Here is a 24805-nt window from a genome sequence, read left to right as displayed (position 1 = left end):
GTCAGTGCTCCCTGACCAGTCGCGCGTACGGCCCGTCGGCGGCGACCAGGTCCTCGTGCCTGCCGCGTTCCACGACCGCGCCATGGTCCAGGACCACGATCTCGTCGCTGTCGCGCACCGTGCTCAGCCGGTGCGCGATCACCACGCAGGCGCAGCCGCGCCGTCGCAGATTGTCGATGATCAGGCGTTCGGTCTCCGCGTCCAGCGCGCTCGTCACCTCGTCGAGCACCAGAATGCTCGGCCGCCTGACCAGCGCGCGGGCGATCTCCAGCCGCTGCCGCTGACCGCCGGAGAAGTTGCGCCCGTCCTGCTCGACCCTGCTGTGGATGCCCTCCGGGCGGCGCGCGATCACGTCGTCGAACAGCGCGGCGTCCCGAAGGGCGGTGACGACCGCCTCGTCCGGTATCGACGGGTCCCACAGCGCCACGTTGTCCCGGACCGTGCCCTCGAAGAGGAAGACATCCTGGTCGACGAAGGACACCGAGGCGGCGAGCGCGCTGCGGGAAATGTCCTCCAGCCGCTGCCCGTCGATACGGATCGTCCCTTCCCACGGACTGTAGAGACCCGAAATCAGCCTGGAGACTGTGGACTTGCCGCTCCCGGAGCCGCCGACCAGCGCGACCTGCTGCCCCGGACCCACCGTCAGCGAGAAGCCGTCGAGCAGCGGCGCGTCCAGCGGGCTGTAGCCGAACACCACGCTCTCCAGCTCCACATGGCCCAGCAGCCGTCGCGTACTGGCGTCCGGCTGCTGCCGCGAGTACAGCGGGTCGACGGGGAAGCTCTCCACATCCTTGAGCCGGGCCACGTCCGCGGCGAAGTCCTGGATCCGGCCCGCCACCCCGTTCAGCCGGGTGATCGGCGCGGTGAAGCGCACCACCAGCGCCTGGAACGCGACGAGCAGCCCGATCGAGATGGCACCCTCCACCGCCCTCGTTCCGCCGACCAGCAGGATCAGCGCGCTGTTGAGCGTGGCGAGCGTGGGAGCGACCACCGTCAGCGCCGCGCTGGGCACGCCCAGCTTCTGCTGCTCCTCCAGCGTCGTCGCGTGCTGTCCGGCCCAGCGCCGGAAGTAGCCGTTCTCGCCGCCGGTCGCCTTCATCGTCTCGATCAGCTGAAGGCCGGTGTACGAGGTGTTGGTGAGCCGCGCGCTGTCCGCCCGCAGTTTGCGCGTACCGGTGGAGCGCAGCCGGATCACGATCCGCATCGCGACCACGTTGAGCAGCGCCATCAGTACGCCGAACAGGGTCAGTTGGGGGTCGTACGACCACAGCAGTGCGGCGTACAGGATCACCACGACCCCGTCCACACCCGCAGCGGCCAGGTCCCGTGCCAGTGTCTCGGCCACCGCGTCGTTGGACTGGAGCCGCTGTACGAGATCGGCCGGGCTGCGCTGCGCGAAGAACGTGACCGGGAGCTTCAGCAGATGCCGCAGGAAGCGGGCGCCGCTCAGCGTGGAGGAGATGACGCGCCCGCGCAGCAGGTTCGCCTGTTGCAGCCCGGTGAGGACGGCGGTGAGCACCACCATCGTGGCCATGGATGCGAACAGCGGTCCCAGGAGCGAGGTCTGACCGCCTATCAGGAACGTGTCGATGTACGTACGGCTCAGTGCGGGCACCGCCGCGCCTACCGCCACCAGCAGCAGACTGGCGAGCAGCGCGGCCAGCAGGGTGGCGGCCGTACCACGCATCCGCGCGGGCATGGCGCTCATGATTCCGGGCTTGCGGCCGCCCTTGCGGAAGGCGTCGGCGGGCTCGAAGACAAGGACCACGCCGGTGAAACTGGTGTCGAAGTCCTCCGCCGGGACGAACCGGCGGCCCTTGTCGGGGTCGTTGATGTGCACGCCCCGGCGGCCAGGACCCCGGCGCATCCCGTCGTACACGACGTAGTGGTTGAACTCCCAGAACAGGATCGCGGGCGCCCGCACCTCGGCGAGGGCTTCCGCCTCCATCTGCATGCCCTTGGCCTGGAGGCCGTAACTGCGGGCCGCTTTGAGGACGTTGGAGGCGCGCGAGCCGTCGCGCGAGACACCGCACGCGATGCGCAGCTCCTCCAGGGGGACATGGCGGCCGTAGTGGGCGAGCACCATGGCGAGGGAGGCCGCGCCGCACTCCAGGGCCTCCATCTGGAGGACGGTGGGGGTGCGGACGGCCTTGGGCCTGGGGCTCTCAGGGGCGGGGCGGCCACGCTTGGCCGCCCGGCGCCGGCCGCCGGTGGAGACGGCGGCGGTGCCCTGCGTCTCGTCGGGCCGGTGCTTGCGGCGTCCGGCGGGCGGCAGTTGCTGGTGCTTCCGCGGGGCGGGGGGAAGCTGGTGGCGCCGCGGGCTCACGGGAGCAGCCAATCGATCGGGTGCTGTTCGGCCAGCCGGATGGAGCCGGTGGCCAGGGTCATGGACTCGACGGCGTACGGCGGCCCGTCCGGCGACGACCAGGTGTAACCGGACTTGGTGGCTGACGACTCGTCAAGTCGCACCAGCACGGCGACGGGTGGGCCCTCGCGCGAGAACTGCTCGCCCAACTGCGTACTGCCGAGGAACCCCGTGATGCGCCTGCTGGTCTCGGCGACGCGGCCGACGGCCTCGACCCGGCCGCGCAGTACGCCGTACCGCTGCTTGGGCACCGACTGGACGGTCACGTCCACGGACGCGCCCACGGGTACGGTCCCTCCGCTCTCGGCGGGGGCGTACAGCATCACGCTCAGCGGATCGTCCTCCTTCGCGACCCGCTCCACCGCCGCGACGTCGGCGCCGGTGGTGATCACGGAGCCGACGGCCGCGACCAGGGTCGTCAGCCGGCCGGCGCCGATGGTGCGGACGACGGTGCTGCCATCGGCGGTACGGACCTTGACGAGAGGGGCGTCGGCGGACACCCGCTGGCCCTCGTCGGCGAGCACGTCCGTGACCTGGCCGGCGACGGGGCTCTGGAGGACGTAACTGCCCTGCGCGTGGGTGAGGATGCCGGGGGCGCCGAGGGTGGACGAGACGCTGCCGGTCACCGCCCAGACGGCCGCGGCGATCATCACGACGACCGTGACGCCCAGGAGAAGACAGCCCTGGGGCCGGGCGAAGCGCACCGGCAGGTCGATCTCCTCGGGCGACTGCAGTTTGGAGAGGGCCTGTTGGCGGAACTGCACGGCGCTATTCCCTCGTTGCTCAGTGTTCTCGCTCAGTGTTCTCGCTCGGTGTCCCGACACCGTGGTTCACGACGACCGCCGCGTCGGCCGTGTGTGCCCGGGAACCGGGACACACGGCCGACGCGGCGGTACTGGGGTCTCAACTCAGAGGCTGGAGACCAGGCCCGTGGCGAGGCCCGTCACACCGGCGGTGCTGATGCCGGTGGCACCCTCGACGGTGCCGACGACGCCGCCGACCGTGCTGGAGACCGGGACGATGGAGTCCACGGTGCCCGTGACGGTGCCTACGAGGCCGCCGACGAGACCACCCGACACGTTGTCGAGGTCGCTGTCGGAGATTTCCTGGGTCTCAACCTGGGGAGAGCGGTTCATGATATGAGATTCCCTTCGAATGGCTATTCGCATTGGCCACGACCGGCCTCGCCGTACTGGCGCACCGGCCGTCGCAACGGTCGTCGGAGCGACTCCTTCGGATTTCCGAGTATCAGGATTCGGAAATCCGCCGAATGGCGCCGGGGTGACTCCCGCAGTGCGAAGGATCAAAGCACGGGGGCTGGTCGGGTAGCCACTCGAACGCCCAACGATCAGGCCCTGTCGTGGCGTTGGGGCACCTCGAAGTGCCTGGTCGTCCACGGCTTGGTGGCAGCTTCTTCACGCGATTTCACATCCTGAAGTGGACATTCCCGCCCCAAGGCCGTACGTGTAGACCGCCATAAGTACAGACCAGGCGGCCGACTGTGTCCGCCTGCGTATTCGGTGTGCAGATTCGTCGAAGGAGGCATACGAAGGAGGGGGTGCCGGGAAATGCGCCGCCGGCCGCGTGGATTGCTTGGTCACGGTATTTCCGGGGAAACGGCGCGGCTTCCAGGAGAGGGCAACATAAGGGCATAACGGCGTTGCGCCGGACGCGGGGGAAATGGCCGCCTTCCGGCCGGTCACCACACGGTTCGACGCCATCGGTACCGTTTGTCGCACGGTGCGCTCGGTGCTCGGGATCGCCGCTTATGTCGGCCTGCGGGTGCCGGATCGTCAACTGGTCGGCCGCGGCCCGCTCCTGACCCCAGTCCCACATTGCCTGGAGCGCCGGCGTCCATTTGCCGCCGATCACCTCCGCGGTGACCTCGATCGACGCTGCCGGAGGCGGGGCACATGATTCTCGATTACATTCGCCACCGAATTCCCGAGAACGGCGCGACCGAATTCGAAGCGCCCCACCCCCCGCGCCGCCAGACCCCTGACCCGGTCGTCCGTCTGCCACGACTATGAGCTCTCCGGCCGCGTCGAGGAGCCCGGCCACTACATCCCGCGGGCGGCAGCCATTCCTTCGAGCGTCCTTTCCACCGCTTCTGCGAAAAGGTCGGCAAGGGCGAATTGCTGTCACCGCTCTTCGCCGGCCTGAGCGAGAATCATCCCCACCCATCGGCTCCGGCGTGCCAACTGCCCCGCGATAGCCTGCCGATGAGCCGATCGGGCCCAGGGACACGAGGAGGATTGTGGAGCGGTGCCACGAGAGGGGGCGGCGATGACCGCCCCCGATCTCGCCCTCGAAACCCTCACCGGCGCGCGCCGGACGCTCACCGTCCTCGTCCCGGTCCGGCTGCGCCGCACGCCCGCCGCCGACTCGGGCTGGGCCCCGGGCCCGTACCCGTTCGAACTCGGCAGCCGCCGCACCGACACCGCCACCCGCTCCCGCTACTTCGCCCCGGCCGCCGCCCGTGTCCTCTACGGGACACCGGACCGCCCCTGCCGCTGGCACCGGCCCTTCTCCGTCACCCACGACGGACTGCACCTCGTGGGAATGGAGATCCTGCGCACCGCCACCGCACGCAACTCCCAACACGCCCTCGCCGTACTGCACTTCGCCCTCGACGGGCCACTGCTCCCGGTCCTGCGGGCCATCGGCCACCGCCCCACCGCCGGACCCGAACCGCTCACCGGCCCCCTGGACCCCGCGGTGCTCCTCGACGGGATCGCCGACATACGCGACGGGACAGGCACCTTCGCCATCGCCCGCCCGTACACCGTGGCGTTCATGACCCCCGAGGCCCACCACACACCGGCGCTGCGCCCGGACCCCGAAGCGCTGCTGCCGCCGACGGCGGACCGCTGGCTCTGGCAGCTCGCCTCCCGCTCGAACCCGGGCGACCTTCCGCTCGCCCCCGAGAGCGCCCCGCACCACGATGCCTCCACCGTGCGGATATCCGCCGACTGGAGTGCGCTTGTGCTGCGGCACGGGGCCGCGTTCCTCGGGCATCGGGGCGATACCGGGGACGGTGACTTCTACGACTTCGCCGCCCTGCACGCCCGGACCGTCTATCTCGACGCGCTGCTTCTCGGGTCGCTTCAGCGCGATCACATCGACGAGCTCACCGAGGAGCTGTCCGAGGTCTTCGACTCCGAGCGGCTCACCCGGCGGGTGACCGCGCTGGAGAAGAACATCGCCCGCTTCCGCAGTACTTACTGGCGCCAGCACCTCACCGCGCACGGCCCCGCCAACGGCCTGCTGCTCGCCTTCCAGCATCAGCACCGTCTCCCCGAGCGGTTCGCCGGGATCCTCGCGGAGGCCGCCGACTACAACCGGCTCGTGCAGACCCTGGAGAGTCAGCAGATCAGCGGGGCCCTGGGGGTGCTCACCGTTCTCGGGCTGCCGCTCGGGACCGCGCTCGGGGTGCTTCAGGTGCTCGGCGACGAATCGGTGTCCCATCTCCTCGTCGCCCTGGGGTTGTCGGTCGCCGCGACCGCCGCGGCGCTCACCACCCGCTACGGCCGTCTGGTCCTCTCCTCCCTCCGCGGCGGCGGGAGGACCCGCGACATCGGTGGGAGACGGTGAGCGCGCGGCGGTGGCCGCGCGTCGCCGGGAAGGCCGTGGCCGGGGTGGCCGTGACGGGTCTGGCGGCGTTGCTCACCGTTCTCGGGTACGGGTTCGTCCGTGGCGGACTCGACGGGCTGAACGAGGTCTCCGCGGTCGCCGCGCGTGGCACGTCGGTCGACGGGGTCGTCCTGGCGAAGGACGAGGTGACCGAGCCTCAGGGGAGCCGCAGCAAGAGGATCGAGGTCCGCTTCACCACTCCCGAAGGGACCTCCTACCAGTTCTGGGAGGGCGGTGACGCGGACGTCGGTGACGCGATCCGGGTCCACTACCTGCCGGAGCGTCCCGAGACGGCGAGCACCCACTCCGTGACAGGCAACAGGGTGGGGTACGGGATGCTCGCCCTGGTCGGGCTCGCACTCATGATCCTCATGCCGCTGGTGGTCCTCGGATTCGGCTGGGCAGGTCTCCGTGACCTTCGTCGGGCGCGCCGTGCACGCCCTGAGACGGACCTGCCGCCACCGAGCCCTCCAGGGCGGTGAGGAGGAGCCGCCGCTCGAACAGTCCTGAAGAACACGGACGCGGAGCCGGAAAAGTTCGACACCGAACCAAATCGTCCGGATCCGCGCCCAACCCTGCCCACCGGCGGGACCGGCGGGCTAGGGTCTTCACCTGACCTGCACACCCGTTCACCTGAGGAGGGTGAAGATGCCCCTGCCGGAGGAGTCGGCAGGCCTCCCGCTTCTCGAACGCGAGCCGGAGATCGCCGCTGCCGCGCACGCCGTCGAGGGGCTCTTCGGAGACACACCGTCAGGCGGACTGCTCGTCTACCGGGGCGCCGCGGGACTCGGCAAGACCGCGCTGCTCGCCGAGGTCCGGCGGATGGCGGCCGGGCGCTGCACGGTGTGGTCGGCGCGTGGTGGCGAGACCGTGACCACCGTACCGTTCCATGTCGTACGGCAGTTGCTGCAGCCCGCCCTCACCGAGCGTGGGCCGGACAGCTTACGCGACCTGCTCGGTGCCGGGTACGACATCGTCGGCCCCGCCCTCGGAATCGCGCCGCCCGGTGCTCGGCCCGCCGATCCGCAGGGTGTCAGGGACGGTCTGGAGACCCTCTTCCGCAGGCTCGCCGAGACAGTGCCCCCGCTCGTCCTGGTCGTCGACGACGCGCACTGGTCCGACCTGGAATCCCTCGCCTGGCTGGCGTCCTTCGCCCGGCGTACGGGCGGCCCGCCGATCCTGGTCGTCGTCGCGTACCGCAGCGAGGACGCGATCGGCGAATGCGCACACCTCCTGCGGGCACTCGGCGAGAGCGCCAGACTGCTCGTCACCCTGAAGGCGCTGACCTCCGAGGCCACCGCCAAGCTCGCCCGCGCCACCCTCGGCGAGCACGCGGACGACCAGTTCTGCCGCGAGGTGTGGGAAGTCACCGGCGGCAACGCCTACGAAACCGTCGAACTGCTCGCCAAGGCACGGGACGAGGCCCTCGACCCCGTCGGCAGATCCGCCGACGCCCTCAGCGCGCTCGGCGCCGCGACCCGCGGCACCGGCCTCATCGCCAGGCTGGAGGGGCTCGGCCCCACCACGACCCGCTTCGCCTGGGCAGCGGCGATTCTCGGCACCGACATCTCCCTCGAACTCGTCGTGTCCCTCGCCGGGATGGGGCCGGCGGAGGCCGCCGACTGCGCCGAACGGCTCCGGCTCGCCCGAATCCTCGTCGGCAACGACCAGTTGGAGTTCGTCCACCCCCTCATCGCCACGGGCGTCTACCGGGCCATCCCCTCGGCCGTCCGCACCGCCTTCCACGGCCGCGCCGCCTGGCTCGTCACCCGCAAGGGCCTGGGCGCGGCCCTCGCCGACCGGCACCTCCTCGAAGTCCACCCCGACAACGACGCGGAACTGGTGGGGCAGTTGCGCGAGGCCGCCGCCGAACATCTCGCGGTCGGCGCCCCCGACGCCGCCCGCCGCTGCCTCGAACGCGCCCTCGTCGAACCGCCGTTGCCCCGGGTACGGGCCGAAGTCCTGTACGAGCTGGGCCGCGCGACCCTCCTGGCGTCACCGGCCACCACCGTCACGCACCTCCGCGACGCGATCGACACCGAACTCCTCGACGACACCAAGCGCGTCGACGCCGTCTTCCGGCTCTCCCAGGCCCTCACACACAACGACCAGACCCGGGAAGCGGCCCAGGTCGTCGCCGCCGAGGCCGCCCGCACCCCGTCCGGCCCCGCCCAGATGCGCCTCAGGGCCGCGCACTTCCTCTGGGAGGGCGTCCAGGAGAGCGAGGACGACGGCCCCGCACGTGCCCGCCGTCTCGCCGAGACCGCCGCCGCGCTCTCCGGACGCGACAACACCGAACGCGTCCTGCTCATGCTGCGCGCCTTCGACGCCACCGCACGCGGCGAGAGCGCCGAGGAGATCGTCCAGATCGCCGAACGCGCGCTGGTCAACGGCCGGCTCGCCCCCGGCACCGGCTGGACCGGCATGGCCTGGGGCTTCGAACCACCCGCCCTGCTCGCGCTCTCCCTCGCCTTCGCCGACCGGCTCGACCGCGCGGAGACCCTGTTCGACGAGGGGATGCGCGCCTTCGAGATCTCCGGCTGGAGCGGCGGCCATCTCGCCTTCGCCCATACGCTCGTCGGCTACGCCCACCGAAGACGTGGGCGCCTCGCCGACGCCGAGACGTATCTGCGCGAGAGCCTGCGCCTCGCTGACCGCGTCGGCGACCGCCTGCCGATGCACTGGAACGCCATCTGCATGCTCGTCGACACCCTGCTCGCCCGGGGCCATGTCGACGAGGCACGTGAAGCGGCCGAGCGCTACTCCTTCGGACCGCCGTACGCCTCGTCCATCGCCATCCCCGACGCACGGTCCGTACGAGGCCGGCTGCTGCTGGCCCTCGGCCGCACGGAGGAGGCGATCACCGAACTCGAAAGCACAGGGAGGGCGTTGACGGCCCGGGGCCGCCACAACGGCGTGATGGCCACCTGGGCGATCGACCTCGCGCGGGCACTCGCCGACGTGAACCCGGACCGCGCGGCCGAACTCGCCGCGTACTCCCGTGACCGGGCCGAGCGTTTCGGTACACACACCGCGATAGGAGTGGCCCTCTGCTGCTCCGCGGCAGTGACCGAAGGACCGGCGGCGGTCGACCTGCTCGGCGAGGCGGTGACGCATCTCGAAGCGTCACCGTGCAAGTACGAGCTGGCGGTCGCGCGCGTCGAGTACGGCATCGCCGCGAAATCCGCACCCGACCTGGGACGGGGCCGCGTACTCGCCGAGTGGTGCGGCGCCGACGGCCTGGCGGAACGGGCCGGCCTGGCACTGGAAGGACTGCGTACGGCCGGCGGCGGCGCCGGTCAGCGCCAGGACTGAGGACCGCCACCGCGCCATTCGACCGTGCCGGCGTCGGTCATCCGGGCGGGGTCGATCCCGGCCCTGCGCAGCAGCTCGGCCACGTCGGCGGGCCGCCGTGCGCGGCCGGCGTCGTGGCCGCCCACCCAGACCCGCCGGCCACCGCCGCACGGGGGATGGACAACGACGAAGGCCACCACAGGTCGTTCCATCCATCCACTGTGCGTGCTCTCGCCACCGACCGCATCCGGACCGTGCCGCATCCGGACCGTGCCGCATCCGGACCGTGCCGCATCCGGACCGTGCCGCGCCCGGTGTGCGCGGGCGACGCCCCCTACAGCAGCGGGCCCACCGGATCCCGGTGTCGTCGCGCGGCGCGCCGTACGACGAACAGCGTCAGGGCGGCGAGACACGCGGCGCCGATGAACACGAGGGGCCAGACGTACCCGGACGGTGCGGACTCCCGGGCCGACGGCTCGGCCCGCGTGGCCGCGGCGAGCCGGCCCGCCTCCGCCGGGCGAGTACTTTCAGCCGATTCCGCGCTCGCGCCCGCCCCCGCGCGCGCTTCCGCCTCCGGCCCGGCCCGCCTGGCGCGTGCCACCGGGCCCCGCTTCGCCTCCTCGGCCGCCTGACGCGGCGGGCTCGGCGGCCGGGGCGGCACCAGCGACCCGACGGGGGTGACGGCGGGCGCCGCCGCGAAGCCCCAGTCCAGCAGGGTCCTGGCCTCCTCGTACACCGCCCGCGCTGCCCCGGACTGCGGATTCATCACGACGGCCAGCAGCGTACGGTCCCCGCGCCGGGCCGCGGCGACGAGCGTGTTCCCCGCGTGCGTGGTGTAGCCGTTCTTGACGCCGATCAGCCCGGGGTAGCGCGCCACTCCACCGCTGCCCGTCAGCAGTTTGTTCGTGTTCCGGATGCCGAAGGTCGAAGAGCCGTTGCCGGGGAACTGCGCGTCGACGGTCGAGGCGTACTCGGCGAAGGCCGGCAGCTTCAGCCCGGCGCGGCCGAAAACCGCCAGGTCGTACGCGGAGGAGACCTGGCCCGGTGCGTCGTAGCCGTCCGGCGAGACCACGTGGGTGTCGTTCGCGCCCAACGCCCGTGCCTTGGCCTGCATTTGGGTGACCGTCGAGTCCCAGCCGCCGTTCATCCCGGCCAGGACCCGCACCGCGTCGTTGCCCGAACTGAGGAAGACGCCACGCCACAGATCGGCCACGTCGTACGTCCGGCCGGGGGCGACGCCCACCAGGCTGCTGCCATCGCCGAGCCCCGCCAGGTCGGTCCGGGTGACGCTGTGCCGGGCATCCGCGGGAATCCGGGGCAGCGCCGTGACGGCGAACAGCGTCTTCAGCGTGCTGGCGGGCGGCAGCGCGCGGTGCGCGTTGTGGGCCGCCAGCACGGCGCCCGACGCCGCGTCGGCGACCACCCAGGAGAGGGCGGAGACACCCTTGGGCGGCGCGGGCGCCCCGGAGGCCGCGCGCACATGGGTGCCGGGCCGGTACAGCAGCGAGGGGTCCGCCGGCCGCGAGACCCCGTCGCCGGGGTCGGCCCGTGAGCCCGCCGGGGTGGCGGCGGACGCCGTCGGGGGCGACGCCGACGCCGGGAGGAGAGTCAGCAGTCCGGTCAGTCCGGTGGTCAGAGCCACCGTGCCGGCGAACGCGGGGCGCAGGATCGATCTGATGATCATTCAGCCACCGTAGAAACGGACCACGTGGTCCGCACGGCTGCGTGAGCCGACCGGAGGTATGCCCGTCCGGCCGCCGCGCCTCGCCCGTCCCTGCCCCGTAGGGGGAAGCTGTCACCTCGTGCGTTCTCAGCGTTCGTGTGCCAGCGGGACGCCGTGGGCGCGCAGGATCGTGAGGGCGCGGACCGTGGCGTACCCCCGCCATTCCAGGGCGGCGGCGGGGGAGTGGGCCGTCCAGTCGACGCCCCAGCCGCCGTCCTCGCGCTGGTCGGCGGCGAGCTGGTCGAGCTCGTCGGCGACCACCGCCGGGTCGAGGAGCGCCCGCAGCGGGCGGCCGGGGCGGGGTGAGAAGTCGAGCAGCCGCAACGTTTCGCCTTCGCCGCCGCCCTCGACCGGCAGGGGGCTGCCGTCCCTCGGCAGGAAGCCGGCGAGTCTCTCCAGCTCGGCCGGGGCCCATGGCCGGCCGGGATGGAGGGTGTCGAGGAGGTCCAGGACAAAGCGGAACTCGACGGCGGGTGGCGGGCGGTCGAGGCCGGCGATCCGCTCCTGGCAGAAGCCGGTGGCCCGCGCGAGCCAGGGATGGTCACGTACGGCGGGGTCGTGGAGGCCCACGCGGTGCGCGGCGGCGGCGAGTTCCGACGTCATGTGGAGCGAGGAGACGTCCGGATCGGCCCCGGCCCAGAACGGGGCCGAGCCGGCCGCGTCCGCGCCGGTCATCGGCAGGGCGAACGGCAGGCCGCCGTCGGGAAGGCTGATCGAATCAAGCCAATCGCACAGCTGGGTCGTCCGGGAGAAGACGGCCGGGCCGCACTCCTCGAACACCTCGAAGGCGAACAGCGCGCCGACCGGCTGGCTGAGGGCTGACCGGAGGTCGGGCTCCAGCGCATAGCCGTAGCCGCCGTCGCCGTTGCGGTAGGCGTCCAGCGCGGTGACGACGGCCGCGGGAGTGCCGGTCCCGCGCAGAAGCTCGAAGCGGCGCCTGTCCAGCAGCCGCGCGTGGGTGGTCATGAAAGCGGTGGCGCCCGTGAGGTCGGGGGCGTGGGTGAAGTGCATGGGGCGAGTCTGCGCGGTCGGGCCACCACGGGTGCTGAACGAAACGGACACCCGGACCAATGTCGTCACTATACGCGCAGGTTTCGAGGCGCTCCGTGGGGAATCCGAGATTCTATGCCCGTCGGGGGTGCCCGCGCACGCGGTTGGTGAATATGCCGTTCCGGTGTTTGGGTGGCACTAAGCTCTCGCGGAGCGCGCCGAGTTGAGATGAAATCAGGCGTTTGTTCCCATGTGCCGCAATAGTTTCGAATACCCGACCCCTGAATCGACCGCCAGAGGGCTTAGATGGTTCGTGTTGAAGCACCCATGAAAGATCCAGCATCATCCGCGGTTCGCCCGCTTCTGCTCACCGCGGCCCTGATGGCGTCAGTGACAGCCGTCGTCGTGTACTTCGTCGCGGACGCCGCCCGCTTACCCGTCGCGGCCTACGGGGCCGTCGCCACCGTTCTCGTCAGCTGGGGCGCGGTGGAGATCCGCCGGCGCGGAGAGGCGACGCGCACCCTGCACACGCGGTACGCGGAGCATGTCGCGTCCCTGGAGCGGCGGATCGCCGAGCACGACAGCCAGAGCGTGCGCCTCGGCAAGGAACTGATGCCGCTCGCGATCTACCAGCTCCGCCGGGGGAACTCACCCCAGGAAGTCATGAACGTCATCGTGGACGGTGACGAGCGGTACCGCGAACTCCCCCAATCCCAGCGCGTGTTGCTCCGCGCGATCCTCGACATCGTCGACGACGAGGAGGCCATGCGCGAATCCGCGCAGCGCTCCTTCGTCAACATCGCCCGCCGTGTCCAGTCCCTCGTGCACCAACAGGCCAGTGAGCTGCGCGAGATGGAGGAGCACCACGGCCGGAACCCCGACGTCTTCGACGACCTGCTGCGCATCGACCACGGCACCGCCCTCATCGGCCGGCTCGCCGACAGTGTCGCCGTACTCGGCAAGGCCCGTCCCGGACGCCAATGGCCCAGGCCCGTACCGCTGTTCAGCGTGCTGCGCGGTGCCATGTCCCGGATCCTGGAGTACCAGCGCGTCGATCTGCACTCGATCGCCAAGGTCGCCATCGTCGGTACGGCCGTCGAACCGCTGATCCACGCGTGCGCCGAACTCCTCGACAACGCCACCCGCTACTCGCCCCCGCAGACGCGCGTCCATGTGACCGCCGTCGAGGTGCAGACCGGCATCGCCATCGAGATCGAGGACGGCGGCGTCAGCCTCAGCGAGGAGGCACGCACCCGGGCCGAGCGGATGCTCGCGCAGGCGCAGGCCGGTATCGACCTCAACGACCTCGGCGAGAGCCCGCGCCTCGGCATGGCGGTCGTCGGCCGCCTCTGCCAGATGTACAACCTCCAGGTCTCGCTGCGGCAGTCCGCGTACGGCGGCGTCCGCGCCGTCCTCGTCGTACCGCGCGACGTGGTCACCACCGGCCCCGCGCCCGGCATCGCCCACGGCATCGGCGCGACCGCGCTGGGCGTCGGCGGCACCGAACTGCCCGAGATGCGCCCGTCGCGCAAGGCCGCCGCGAGCGCCGCACCGGATCGGACCGCACCGGCCGTGGACGGCCCGGCCGACCCGGCGCCCGCACCGGCCGCCGTTCCCGCGCCCCGCCCGGCCACCGGCCCGGTACGCCCGGCGCCCGTCAAGGCGGGCCTGGAGGACGACGTACCCGTCGTCACCGAGTGGACGGCCAACGGCCTCCCGCAGCGCCGCAGCCGGGGCAGGGCCCCGCTGGGCTCGCACAACATCGCGCGGACACCGGCGCCGGGCAGCGCGAACGGCACGCCCGCCGGTACGGCGGGCACCGCCAACGGCAGCGCGAACGGCACCGCGGAAGCCCGGAAACCCGGACCCGGCGTCTGGCTCGAAGCCTTCACCAAGGCGGTCAACGGCGAAGCGCAGGCACCGCCGACCGGTTCCACCGGGACAGACATGGGCGCGGGCACCGGCACGAGCGGTACGGGCACGGGCGCCGCGACAGACACAGGGGAAGCGCCGCCGGACCGGCCCGGCGAGCGTGGCGAATCAGACGATGTGTGGGGCAAAGGGGACCTGAAGTGATCCAGCAGCGCGCAAACCTGGACTGGATGCTCAAGGAGCTGGCGGACGGCGTTCCGCAGGTCCAGCAGATCGTGGTCCTCTCCGCCGACGGTCTGCGGATCGCCAGGCACGGCGGTGACCCCGACGTCGCCGACCGGCTCGCCGCCGCCTGCGCGGGACTTCAGAGTCTCGCCGCCGCCGTCGCCGCCGAAATCCCGCAGAGTGACGGCCGGATGAGGCTCGTCGTCATCGAAGTGACCGGCGGATTCTTCTACTTGATGGAAGCGGGCACCGGCGCCTATCTCGCCGTACTCGCCGACGAGACGGTGGACGCCGGACTCGTCGGCGCCCGGATGAGAGACATGGTCGTGCGGATCGGCGCCCACCTGACGAGCCCGCCGCGACACGACGGGCAGGCCGGATGACTCCTCCCCGACGAGAACGCAGGTTACCGGGGGCCGATGTAGGAGACCCGGAACGGCTGTACGTGATCACCGGCGGCCCGGACGGCGCCAAGCGGGCCTCGCTCGACCTCGTCACCATGATCGTGGCGCGCGAGGCCCCCTCCCCGACGGTGCCGCCCGAACAGGCCGCGATCCTGCGGCTGTGCGGCGCGCCGCTGTCCGTGGCCGAGCTCTCGGCCTACCTCAGCCTGCCGTTCAGCGTGGTGACGGCCCTGCTGACCGACCTCCTCACACTGGATCTGGTCGAGTCCCGCGCGCCCGTCGCCCGTGCCTCACTCCCCGACAGGTCCCTTCTCGAAGCGGTGATGCATGGACTCCAGAAGCTCTGACACGATCACGGGCCCCAGGAGCGAGGACGTACTTCCCACCACGGCCACATCCGCGGTAAAGGTCGTGATCGTGGGCGGATTCGGGGTCGGCAAGACAACGATGGTCGGGTCGGTGAGCGAGATCCGCCCGCTCACCACCGAAGAGACCATGACCCAGGCCGGAGTCGGCGTGGACGACAACTCCGGGGTGGAGACCAAGACCGCCACCACCGTCGCCATGGACTTCGGCCGGATCAGCATCAGTGAGGAACTGGTGCTCTATCTCTTCGGCACCCCCGGCCAGGAACGGTTCTGGTTCCTCTGGAACGGCCTCTTCGAGGGCGCCCTCGGCGCCGTCGTCCTCGTCGACACCAGGCGTCTCGAAGTCAGCTTCGACGTCATCGGACGTCTGGAGGAGCGCGGCGTGCCGTTCGTCGTCGCCGTCAACACCTTCCCCGACGCGCCGAGCCACCCCGTCGAGGCGCTGCGTGCGGCGCTCGATCTGCCCGAAGAGGTGCCGATGGTCAACTGCGACGCGCGGCTGAAGGAGTCGAGCCGCGACGTCCTGATGACCCTCATGCGCTATCTGCACTCGCTGGCGCTGCCGGCCTGACCCCCTCTTCTCCCCACCCTGCCCATCTCCGGGCTCACCCCCCCACTTGCCCATCCCTGGACTCCTCCCATCTCTGGAGCGACCGTGACAACGCCCTCTTCGCACCGGCCGGGAACGGACGGACCCGTCGGCCCGCCGCCGGGCTGCCCGGCCCACGGGCTCGTCGGCGACGCCCTCGCCGGTGACCTGGCGCCCACCGGGCTGCGGCGGCTTTACGGCCCCGAGGCCGAGAACGACGCCGCGGGCCTGTACGAGAAGCTGCGCGCCGAGCACGGTTCGGTGGCGCCGGTCCTGCTGCACGGCGACGTACCCGCCTGGCTGGTTCTCGGCCACAGCGAGAACCTGCACATGACGCGTACCCCCTCGCAGTTCTCGCGGGACTCGCGCCGCTGGCGCGCCGTCAACGACGGCAGCGTGGCCCCCGACCACCCCCTCGCGCCCATCTTCAGCTGGCAGCCCATCTGCGTCTTCGCGGACGGCGCCGACCACGAGCGGCTGCGCGGCGCCGTCACCGACTCGATCGGCCGGATCGACCACCGGGGCGTACGGCGCTTCATCAACCGCTACAGCAACCGGCTCGTCAACGAGTTCTGCCAGGCGGGCAAGGCCGATCTCGTCAGCCGCTTCGCCGAGCATCTGCCGATGATGGTGATGGCGCAGATCCTCGGTATGCCCGAGGAGTACAACGAACGGCTGGTCGAGTCCGCCCGCGACATGATCAAGGGCACGGAGACGGCCGTCGAGAGCAACGCGTACATCATGGGCGTCCTGGACCGGCTGGTGGCCCGCCGACGCGCGGCGCCCGAGGAGGACTTCGCGAGCTGGCTCGTCGAGCACCCGGCCGGACTCACCGACACGGAGGTCGCCCAGCATCTGCGGCTGGTGCTCATCGCCGCGTACGAGACCACGGCCAACCTCATCGCCAACGTGCTCCGGATGGTCCTCACCGATCCGCGCTTCCGGGCCCAGCTCAGCGGCGGCCATATGACGCTGCCCGAGGCGGTCGAGCAGACCCTCTGGGACGAGCCGCCGTTCACCACCATCTTCGGCCGCTGGGCCGTCGGCGACACCGAACTCGGCGGGCAGCGGATCAAGGCGGGCGACGCGCTGGTCGTCGGGATCGCCGCGGCCAACGTCGACCCGACGGTACGGCCCGACGTCAACGCGTCCATGCAGGGCAACCGCGCCCATCTCGCCTTCAGCGGGGGCCCGCACGAGTGCCCCGGCCAGGACATCGGGCGCGCGATCGCCGACACCGGCATCGACGCGCTGCTGCTGCGCCTGCCCGACATCCAACTGGCCGTGCCCGAGGAGGACTTGCGCTGGTCGTCGACGCTCATGTCGCGGCATCTCCAGGAGCTGCCGGTGACCTTCGTGGCGCGTCCGCCGCAGGACGTCGTCGGGCCGCCGTCGGCGACGCCCGAGCGCGCGCCGCGCGGCGAGTGGCGGGTGGAGTCGCCCCGCCCGGGGACCGCGCAGGCCGCGCCGGGCGGGCCCGCCGTACCGCCGGCCGCGTCGCCGGCGCCCGTATCGCCCGCCGTACCACCGACGCCCGGGGCGCCGGCGCCGGCCGCGGGGATTCCGGCACAGCGCCGCCCCGGCGCGCCGGCCCGCGCGTTGCGGGCAGTGGCGCGGTGGTGGCGGGGGTACTGACAGTGGTGCCGGGTGGGGGCGGGCCGGACGCTCAGCGCGCGGTGTCCAGCTGCTCCCACCACCACGAGATGGTGGGGAACGGCAGCGGCTCGGTGCCCGAGTCGGAGGGGTACCGCTTCCACCAGCCGCCCGGCTCCGCGTCAGGTCCCGACGGCACCGAGTAGCGGGGGCAGACCGACGCCCAGTCCAGATGGCCCCGGACGAACTGCCCCAACCCCTCGACGTAGCCGCGCAGTTCGTTGCTCGCGTCGAGAAGGACCTGCTCGCTCAGCCGGGCGTGCAGCACCATCACCCGGTCCCGCATGGCCACGGCGTGAATCAGCGCCTCACGCGGCTCGCAGCCGAGTTCCTGGCAGAGCACGTCGATCAGATTGAGGTCGTCGCCCGCGCGCAGCAGTTCCTTGTTCCGGGAGTAGAGGTCGTTGTCCCAGCTGACCAGCGTCCAGACGATCTCGGTGAGCGCCTGGACACGCGGGTCCGCCAACTCCTCGTCCCTCAAGGTGAATCCGCCCACGATCTCGATCATCGCCGTGGACGGTGCCATGCCTATGGCCCGCATCCACAGGGTGATGTAGTCGTTGAGCGACGGCAGATCGGCGTTTCTGCGCCAGGACGCCTCCCATACCAGACCCGAGGTGTACACCCGCATGGCATCGGTCCAGCGGCGCAGTTGCGGCGGGGACGCGTACCGCTCCAGCTCCGTCCGCAGGGCGCGCAGCGCGGCGGTGTGCGGTGAGTCCGCGCGGGAGCCGGTGGCCGGGGCCTCGACCGCGCGCATGATGCGGGAGGACTCCTGGGCCATCAGATCGGCGGTGGCGTCGGTCTCGTCGCAGACGCCGTCGTCGAGGGAGAAGAGCACGGCGTGCAACTTGGCCATCAGGGTGAGCGGTTCGAGCTTCCCGTACGGCATCGTCGATGCGGTGAGCCCGCCGAAGTCGCAGACGGAGAGGCGCTTGCGCTGCTGCTCGTCGGTATCGAGATTCTGGCGCAGCATCCACTCAACCGTGAGGTCGTTGAGGACGTCGGCGCCGGGATGTGCGGCCGGTTCCACCGGGCAGTAGAACGGCACGGCAGGCAGCTGCCGGGCCAGGGCCTGTTCCTCGACGCACGTCATGACCGGCCTCCTGTGAGATGTGTGAGCGCAGGGCTGGTTCAGTGAACTGCGAGCGCGGGGCGGGGCGTTGTGGGGCGGGGACTGTTCGAGTGGAGCGTATATGCCCATGACGGTTCGTCAATAACTGTGCGGCTGACCTATGCCTGGCCGGAAATGACCGTATGTGACGCGTCCGGGATCACACGCTGTAACCGATCCGCCGGGCTCCCGGTGTGCCGCGACCTCAGCCGCGCGCGCCGAACGCCTGGGTCCACCACGGTCCGCCGGACGCGTCGTGGACGCCGACACCGATCTCCTTGAAGGCGCAGTTGAGGATGTTGGCCCGGTGGCCGGGACTGTTCATCCAGCCTTCCATCACCGAGGCGGGCGTCTGCTGGCCCCTCGCGATGTTCTCGCCGTAGGTGGTCCACCGGTAGCCCGCCGCCGTGATGCGGTCGCCCGGGTCCCTGCCGTCCGGGCTGGTGTGGTCGAAGTAGTCCTTGGCCGCCATGTCCTGGGAGTGGCGCAGCGCGGCCGTCTCCAACTGGGAGTTGGCGGTCACCGGACCACAACCGGCCTTGGAGCGCTCGGAGTTGACGAGCGTGGTGACCTGCGCGGCGAAGCCGCCGCCACCGCCGCCGCCCGGCTCGGGTTCGTTCGTCGTGGGCTTCGGATCGGGCTTCGGGGCCGGTTCGGCGGTGGTGGGGCGCGGGTCCGGCGCGGGCTTGCTCGGCTTCGCCGCCTTCTTGGAGGGCGAGCGGGTCGGCGAGGGCGACGGGCTCGCGCTGGTGCGCGAGGGGGAGGGCGAGGGTGAGGCCGACTTCGTCGGGCTCACCGCCGACTTGGGCTCCAGTGTCTCCGGCTCGACGGCGGTGGAGGCGCGCGACTCGTCGTTGTTCCGCTCGCCCGAGACGAACTGGGCCGCGCCCGCGGCGGCGACCAGCGCGGCGACGGCGGCGGTCACGGTGACGACGCGGCGCCGTTTCGCCCGCCGGTCGCGGCGGTGGGCGTCCCTGGCCCGCGTACGGCCCCGGGCTCCGCCGTCGTCGCCGGCGGAGACGCTGCCGTGGCCTGCGCCGACGTGGCCGTGCGCGGACGACGGGGACCCGGACGGGCCCGGACGGGAGTCGACCGGCACCGGCGGGAGGTCGGCCACGAGTATGTCGGCGGGCACCAGACCTGCCGCGTACCCGGAGCAGACGGTGCACTCGTAGATGTGCCCGGCTATTCGCTCACGCCAGAGCGGGGACGGTATGCCGCCCCAGCCGCCGGTCAGTTGCTCCAGCAGCACGCACGGCGGCTCGGCCGACAGCGCGCGGACCACCACGCGGGCGGTCTCCAGCTCGTGCTCCATCCGCTCGACCCGGGCCGCCACCTGCTGGGTGTCGGCGGTGAGGGCGGCGGCGACCTCGGACCGGGTGAGTTCACCGGCGCACTCCAGCCACCAGAGCGCCACCAGCGTGTGGTGCTCCCGGTCGACCCACCGTGTGGCCTCGGCGACCTCCCGGTGCTGACCGGTCAGACCCAGACGGCTGATCATCAGATCCACGAAGTCGAAGTCGGGGCGGTGGAGGGCCGGGTCGTACAGATAGTCCGCGTGCTCCCGGATCCGGGCGACCGTGGTCGTCACCAGATACGGGCGGAAGTCGGCCGGGCGGCGCAGCCCGTCGAGGCCGTCGATGGCATGGCGCACGGTCTCCCGCGCCACGGCCCCCACCTCGGGGTGCCCGTGCAGGGCGTGGCCGACGAGCTGGTGGACGAGCGGCAGCGACTCCTGGCCGAGCCGGTCCCTGGCCGCCCGGTCCCCGGCCCGCGCCGCCTTGACCTCTGAGGCCTTGAACGGACTGCTCACGCTGTCTCACTCCCACTCATGACTCGCGGTGGCCACCGATCGTAAGGGGAGTGGCGGCGTGCCATCTCGCGGTTGCCGTACTTGGGTACGTACAAGTGGTCGATTTCTTACCTGGTTTCCGGTTCGGTCCACCGCCCGGCTTCCGGGTCGCGTGAAGCTTGTCTGTCGGCCCGCTTAAGAAATCCTCGATGGACTGAATGGTCCTGCCGACGGGAGATTGGTGCCGGGATCGACCAGCATTGATCGCGTCCGCACGCGCGGCGCACCCGCGTCCGCGCCCCGGTCCGCGTCTGTCCGCACTCCTCCGCACCCCTCCGCACTCCGTCCGTACCTGGACCGCACCGCCTGGAGCCGCACCGATGAAGGCACTTGTGAAGCTGACGGCCGAGCCGGGGCTCCGGCTCACCGATGTGCCCGAGCCGGAGACCGGGCCCGGCGACGTACTCATCAAGGTGCTCCGTACGGGCATCTGCGGTACCGATCTGCACATCCGCGCCTGGGACGGCTGGGCCCGGCAGGCGGTCGACGTGCCACGTGTTCTTGGTCACGAATTCGTCGGCGAGGTCGCTTCCGTCGGCTCCGACGTCCACGACATCGCCGTCGGCGACCTCGTGAGCGGCGAAGGGCATCTGGTCTGTGGCAAATGCCGTAACTGTCTGGCCGGCCGCAGGCATCTGTGCCGCAGCACCGTCGGACTCGGGGTCGGCCGCGACGGCGCGTTCGCCGAGTACGTCGCGCTGCCCGCGTCGAACGTCTGGGTCCACCGCGCCCCCGTCGACCTCGACATCGCTGCGATCTTCGACCCGTTCGGCAACGCCGTGCACACCGCGCTCACCTTCCCCCTCGTCGGCGAGGACGTGCTGATCACCGGCGCGGGCCCGATCGGCATCATGGCGGCGGCCGTCGCCCGGCACGCGGGCGCCCGCAACATCGTCATCACCGACGTCAGCCCCGAGCGTCTGGAGATCGCCCGCAAGGTCGGCGCCACCCTCGCGCTCGACGTGTCGCACACCGGCATCGCCGAGGCGCAGCGGCGGCTCGGCCTCAAGGAGGGGTTCGACGTCGGTCTGGAGATGTCCGGCCGCCCGGAGGCGATGCGCGACATGGTCGACAACATGACGCACGGCGGCCGGATCGCCATGCTGGGGCTGCCCGCGAAGGAGTTCGCCGTCGACTGGGCGAAGATCGTGACCTCGATGATCACGGTGAAGGGCATCTACGGCCGTGAGATGTTCGAGACGTGGTACGCGATGACCGTGCTGCTCGAAGGGGGACTCGACCTCGGGCCCGTCATCACCGGCACCTACGGCTACGAGGACTTCGACGCGGCCTTCGACGAGGCGGCGAGAGCCACCGGCGGCAAGATCATCCTCAACTGGGCCTGACGGCCGGCCCGCTCCTCCCGCACACCAACCGCACTTCGCCCGCCCGCACTTCGCCCGCCCGCATCTCGCCCGCCCCTCTCCCGGGAGTCCTGTTATGTACGCGTCCGTCCGCGACGACCTCCGCGCCACCCTTGACGAGATCCGGGACGCCGGACTCTTCAAGCCCGAGCGCGTCATCTCCACCCCGCAGAGCGCGTCCGTCTCCGTCGGCGCCGGTGACGTACTCAACTTCTGCGCCAACAACTACCTCGGTCTCGCCGACCACCCGGACGTCGTCGCCGCGGCCAAGGACGCGCTGGACCGCTGGGGCTACGGCATGGCCTCCGTACGCTTCATCTGCGGCACCCAGGAGATCCACAAGGAGCTGGAGGGGCGCCTCTCCTCGTTCCTCGGCCAGGAGGACACGATCCTCTACTCCTCCTGCTTCGACGCCAACGGCGGCGTGTTCGAAACCCTGCTCGGCCCCGAGGACGCGGTCATCTCCGACGCGCTCAACCACGCCAGCATCATCGACGGCATCCGGCTCTCCAAGGCCCGCCGGCTGCGGTACGCCAACCGCGACCTCGCCGAGCTCGAAGCCAGGCTCAAGGAGTCGCAGGACGCGCGCCGCCGCCTCGTCGTGACGGACGGTGTCTTTTCCATGGACGGCTACGTGGCGCCGCTGGCCGAGATCTGCGACCTCGCCGACCGGTACGACGCCATGGTGATGGTCGACGACTCGCACGCCGTGGGCTTCGTCGGCCCCGGCGGCCGGGGCACCCCCGAGCTGCACGGTGTGATGGACCGCGTCGACATCATCACCGGCACGCTCGGCAAGGCGCTCGGCGGCGCGTCCGGCGGCTACGTCGCCGCCCGCGCCGAGATCGTCGAGCTGCTGCGCCAGCGCTCGCGCCCGTATCTCTTCTCCAACTCCCTCGCCCCGGTCATCGCCGCCGCCTCGATCAAGGTCCTCGACCTGCTGGAGAGCGCCGGCGAGCTGCGCGAGCGGCTGAAGGCGAACACGGCGCTCTTCCGTACGGAGATGACGGCGGCCGGATTCGAGATCCTGCCCGGCGACCACCCCATCGCCCCCGTCATGATCGGCGACGCAGCCGAGGCGGGACGGATGGCTGAGCTGCTGCTGGAGCGGGGGGTGTACGTGATCGGGTTCTCGTACCCCGTCGTCCCGATGGGACAGGCGCGGATCCGGGTGCAGCTGTCGGCGGCGCACTCGACGGCGGACGTGAAGCGGGCGGTGGCGGCGTTCACCGACGCGCGCGCGGCGCTCGGCGCCTGAGGGACCCGGCCCGAAGCCGCCGTGGCCTGGCACCATGGCTGAGTGATCGACCCCCGGCGACTGCGCATCCTGCGAGCCGTGGCGGACCACCGTACGGTGACCGCCGCGGCCGCAGCGCTGTATCTGACCCCGTCGGCCGTCTCCCAGCAGCTCGCCGCGCTGGAGCAGGAGACCGGCCACGCGCTGCTGACCCGCAGCGGCAGGGGCGTACGGCTGACGGCGGCCGGGGAGATCCTGCTCACACACGCCCACGCGGTCCTCTCACAGCTGGAGCGGGCCGAGGCCGAACTGGCGGCGTACGCGGGCGGGGCGGCCGGGGAGATCACGGTCGCCGCGTTCGCCACCGGGATCGCCGAGGTGCTGGCCCCCGCCATCGCGCAGCTCGCCGGCTCGCACCCGGGCATCCGCGTACGGGTACGGGACTCCGAGGGCGACGAGAGCCTGCCCCTGCTGCTCGACGGGCAGGCGGACGCGGCGCTGGCCGTCGAATACCGGGGCGCGCCCACGGAGGACGACCCGCGTCTGTCCCGCGTACCGCTCTACGCCGAACCGTTCGACGCCGTCCTGCCCGAGGGGCACCCGCTCTGCCGCGAGATCGAGGTCCCGCTCGCGGAACTGTCGGACAGCGACTGGATCAGCCCGTACCCGGGCAACCCGTGCCATGAAGTGATGCGCCTGGCCTGCGAGTTGGCGGGCTTCGAACCGCGCCTGGTGCACTCGTCGGACGACTTCCGCGCGGTGGTCGCCCTCGCGGGCGCCGGCGCGGGGGTGGCGCTCGTACCGCGCTCGGCGCTGCGCGGGATGGAGCTGAAGGGCACGGTGGTACGCCCGGTGTCCGGCCCGCCCGCCACGCGCCGGGTCTTCGCCGCGGTCCGCAGGGGCGCTGAGCACCACCCGCTGATCCGCCCGGTCCTGGACGCGCTGAGGGATTCGGCGTCGGGCCTGACGACGGGCTGACGGCCCGAGCGGCTCGGCTCAGGCGGCCAGCCACATGATCAGGACCACGATGATCACGATGACCGCCCCGGCCGCGATCAGCCGGCGCTTGAGCTGGTTCGACAGGGTCGGGACGACTTCGAGCCGCCGGGTGCCGGGGAAGACGTAGAAGACCCGGTTCGGATCGTCCATCAGCTCCACCCGGGCCAGCGGGCAGGTTTCGAGGGTCACCCGCCGGGAGAGCTCCACCGTCCCGCGCGCGAGGTGCGCCGACACGGCCGCGCGGTGTTCGTCGTCGACGCCCGCGGGCACCCCGCCGCCCGGCGGGAGGTCGCGCTGCCGCCATCGCGCGGCGCCGGCCAGCCGGTCCCGGACCTTGTCGGGCCAGTCCGGCCTGGGGAGCCACAGGGACGCCTTCTCGTTGGCGTACTCGACCGTTCCCTCCACCCAGTGGGAGAGGCAGCCCCGGCCGCCGCACACCTCGTGCGTGCCGACACCCCGCCCCGAGCAGCGCGCGCATGTCTCGTGCCCCCGGCCGTCGCACAGCGGGCACCGGATCCTGCCCCGGCCCGAGCAGCGCGGGCAGGCGGCATCGGCGGTGCCGCACACCGCGCAGGTGATCCGCTGGGCGCCGGTGGCGCGCGCACCGGTCGCGGCGGGCCGGGCCTTCGTCGTACGGGTACGGCGCCGGCCCGTCGTCTCGCACTGGGTGCAGGGGGCGACGTCCAGGCACACGTCGCACGTGGGCGGTTCGTTGCGGCAGGAGCACGGATGCCGGCCGTCGCCGGAGCAACTGGCGCACCGCTGCGTCCCGTTGTCGCACGGACAGGGCACCAGCCGGTAGGAGCCCGAGCGGATCAGGGTGAGTCTGGCGGGCCCTTCGGGGGCCGGCAGCGGGTGGTCCTTGATGGCGCCCTCGTAAAGAGGCAGCGCCGACAGGTCCTCCGTACCGAAGGCGGTCCGCTGGGTCTCGGTGCGTCGCTCCGTGAAGCGGACGACGTCGCAGCGCACCAGCTGCCGTCGCTCGACGTCCCTGATCCGGAGGGGGCCGGCACCGGCGCCGCCGTCCTTGGCCACGTAGGGCGCGAGCGCCTTGAGTATGTCCGCGTCGGGCAGATCGTCGGAGAGCGCGTCGTCTTTCGTTGCGTCGGACATGGGCGGGTCT

20 protein-coding genes are annotated in these 24805 nt (G+C 71.7%); 11 read left to right on the top strand and 9 right to left on the bottom strand.

The window, feature by feature from the left end; genetic code table 11:
* Position 1 precedes the first annotated feature (1 nt).
* The 3 genes from ACFWV8_RS25035 to ACFWV8_RS25025 form a co-directional block, all read right to left on the bottom strand.
* The gene (locus tag ACFWV8_RS25035) at positions 2-2326 is read right to left on the bottom strand and encodes an NHLP family bacteriocin export ABC transporter peptidase/permease/ATPase subunit (protein WP_384207317.1); all 2325 of its coding nucleotides are present in this window, start codon (positions 2324-2326) and stop codon (positions 2-4) included.
* Positions 2323-3129: a hypothetical protein gene (locus ACFWV8_RS25030; RefSeq protein ID WP_384207314.1), complete on the bottom strand. Its 807-nt coding sequence runs from the start codon at positions 3127-3129 to the stop codon at positions 2323-2325. The genes ACFWV8_RS25035 and ACFWV8_RS25030 overlap by 4 nt, the downstream gene beginning before the upstream one ends.
* 144 nt (positions 3130-3273) lie before the next feature.
* The gene (locus ACFWV8_RS25025; RefSeq protein WP_329379137.1) at positions 3274-3501 is read right to left on the bottom strand and encodes a type A2 lantipeptide; all 228 of its coding nucleotides are present in this window, start codon (positions 3499-3501) and stop codon (positions 3274-3276) included.
* 1150 nt (positions 3502-4651) lie between these two features.
* Between ACFWV8_RS25025 and ACFWV8_RS25020 the strand changes: the two genes are divergently transcribed.
* The 3 genes from ACFWV8_RS25020 to ACFWV8_RS25010 all read left to right on the top strand — a co-directional run bounded on the left by ACFWV8_RS25020 (position 4652) and on the right by ACFWV8_RS25010 (position 9313).
* On the top strand, positions 4652-5959 hold the full coding sequence (locus ACFWV8_RS25020) for a hypothetical protein (protein ID WP_384207311.1): 1308 nt from the start codon (positions 4652-4654) through the stop codon (positions 5957-5959).
* The gene (locus ACFWV8_RS25015) at positions 5956-6480 is read left to right on the top strand and encodes a DUF3592 domain-containing protein (RefSeq protein ID WP_384207308.1); all 525 of its coding nucleotides are present in this window, start codon (positions 5956-5958) and stop codon (positions 6478-6480) included. The genes ACFWV8_RS25020 and ACFWV8_RS25015 overlap by 4 nt, the downstream gene beginning before the upstream one ends.
* A 166-nt stretch (positions 6481-6646) precedes the next feature.
* The gene (locus tag ACFWV8_RS25010; RefSeq protein WP_384207306.1) at positions 6647-9313 is read left to right on the top strand and encodes an ATP-binding protein; all 2667 of its coding nucleotides are present in this window, start codon (positions 6647-6649) and stop codon (positions 9311-9313) included.
* Here the strand turns inward: ACFWV8_RS25010 and ACFWV8_RS25005 are convergent.
* From ACFWV8_RS25005 to ACFWV8_RS24995, 3 genes are all read right to left on the bottom strand, one after another.
* Entirely contained in the window at positions 9298-9504 is a 207-nt protein-coding gene (locus tag ACFWV8_RS25005; protein WP_329379129.1) for a hypothetical protein, read from the bottom strand. The two genes, ACFWV8_RS25010 and ACFWV8_RS25005, sit on opposite strands and share 16 nt — an antisense overlap.
* Positions 9505-9626: 122 nt before the next feature.
* Positions 9627-10976, bottom strand: a complete 1350-nt coding sequence (locus ACFWV8_RS25000; protein ID WP_384207302.1) for a D-alanyl-D-alanine carboxypeptidase family protein — start codon at positions 10974-10976, stop codon at positions 9627-9629.
* A gap of 126 nt (positions 10977-11102) precedes the next feature.
* Positions 11103-12026: a hypothetical protein gene (locus ACFWV8_RS24995; protein ID WP_384207300.1), complete on the bottom strand. Its 924-nt coding sequence runs from the start codon at positions 12024-12026 to the stop codon at positions 11103-11105.
* A gap of 285 nt (positions 12027-12311) precedes the next feature.
* Between ACFWV8_RS24995 and ACFWV8_RS24990 the strand changes: the two genes are divergently transcribed.
* The 5 genes from ACFWV8_RS24990 to ACFWV8_RS24970 all read left to right on the top strand — a co-directional run bounded on the left by ACFWV8_RS24990 (position 12312) and on the right by ACFWV8_RS24970 (position 17098).
* Positions 12312-14081: a sensor histidine kinase gene (locus ACFWV8_RS24990; protein WP_384207297.1), complete on the top strand. Its 1770-nt coding sequence runs from the start codon at positions 12312-12314 to the stop codon at positions 14079-14081.
* Entirely contained in the window at positions 14078-14485 is a 408-nt protein-coding gene (locus ACFWV8_RS24985; RefSeq protein ID WP_329379120.1) for a roadblock/LC7 domain-containing protein, read from the top strand. Before ACFWV8_RS24990 ends, ACFWV8_RS24985 begins: the two co-directional genes overlap by 4 nt.
* Positions 14482-14853 carry a DUF742 domain-containing protein gene (locus ACFWV8_RS24980; RefSeq protein ID WP_189109718.1) on the top strand — a complete coding sequence of 124 codons (372 nt, stop codon included), beginning with the start codon at positions 14482-14484 and terminating at the stop codon, positions 14851-14853. The genes ACFWV8_RS24985 and ACFWV8_RS24980 overlap by 4 nt, the downstream gene beginning before the upstream one ends.
* Positions 14834-15445 (top strand): ATP/GTP-binding protein, encoded by a 612-nt coding sequence (locus ACFWV8_RS24975; protein WP_384207288.1) that lies wholly within the window; start codon positions 14834-14836, stop codon positions 15443-15445. Before ACFWV8_RS24980 ends, ACFWV8_RS24975 begins: the two co-directional genes overlap by 20 nt.
* 84 nt (positions 15446-15529) lie before the next feature.
* On the top strand, positions 15530-17098 hold the full coding sequence (locus ACFWV8_RS24970; RefSeq protein ID WP_384207285.1) for a cytochrome P450: 1569 nt from the start codon (positions 15530-15532) through the stop codon (positions 17096-17098).
* Between the two features lie 31 nt (positions 17099-17129).
* Here ACFWV8_RS24970 and ACFWV8_RS24965 read toward each other — a convergent pair whose 3' ends face one another.
* Both ACFWV8_RS24965 and ACFWV8_RS24960 read right to left on the bottom strand, forming a co-directional pair.
* Positions 17130-18212, bottom strand: coding sequence for a hypothetical protein (locus ACFWV8_RS24965; RefSeq protein WP_384207281.1), 1083 nt, complete (start codon positions 18210-18212; stop codon positions 17130-17132).
* A gap of 223 nt (positions 18213-18435) precedes the next feature.
* Positions 18436-20043, bottom strand: a complete 1608-nt coding sequence (locus tag ACFWV8_RS24960) for a CAP domain-containing protein (protein WP_384207278.1) — start codon at positions 20041-20043, stop codon at positions 18436-18438.
* 359 nt (positions 20044-20402) lie between these two features.
* Here ACFWV8_RS24960 and tdh point away from each other — a divergent pair, with 359 nt between their 5' ends.
* The 3 genes from tdh to ACFWV8_RS24945 all read left to right on the top strand — a co-directional run bounded on the left by tdh (position 20403) and on the right by ACFWV8_RS24945 (position 23661).
* Positions 20403-21428, top strand: a complete 1026-nt coding sequence (tdh, locus tag ACFWV8_RS24955) for an L-threonine 3-dehydrogenase (protein WP_329379107.1) — start codon at positions 20403-20405, stop codon at positions 21426-21428.
* 94 nt (positions 21429-21522) lie between these two features.
* On the top strand, positions 21523-22704 hold the full coding sequence (locus ACFWV8_RS24950; protein ID WP_384207272.1) for a glycine C-acetyltransferase: 1182 nt from the start codon (positions 21523-21525) through the stop codon (positions 22702-22704).
* Between the two features lie 42 nt (positions 22705-22746).
* On the top strand, positions 22747-23661 hold the full coding sequence (locus ACFWV8_RS24945; protein WP_384207266.1) for a LysR substrate-binding domain-containing protein: 915 nt from the start codon (positions 22747-22749) through the stop codon (positions 23659-23661).
* An 18-nt stretch (positions 23662-23679) separates the two neighbouring features.
* Here the strand turns inward: ACFWV8_RS24945 and ACFWV8_RS24940 are convergent, their stop codons facing one another.
* Complete coding sequence (locus ACFWV8_RS24940; RefSeq protein WP_384207259.1) at positions 23680-24795, bottom strand: hypothetical protein; 1116 nt, start codon at positions 24793-24795, stop codon at positions 23680-23682.
* Positions 24796-24805: the final 10 nt, after the last annotated feature.

Source organism: Streptomyces sp. NPDC058665, from assembly GCF_042714995.1.
Classification (GTDB): Bacteria; Actinomycetota; Actinomycetes; order Streptomycetales; family Streptomycetaceae; genus Streptomyces.
The sequence above is the reverse complement of the archived record's forward strand: the minus strand, read 5'-3'. Positions and strand labels throughout refer to the sequence as shown.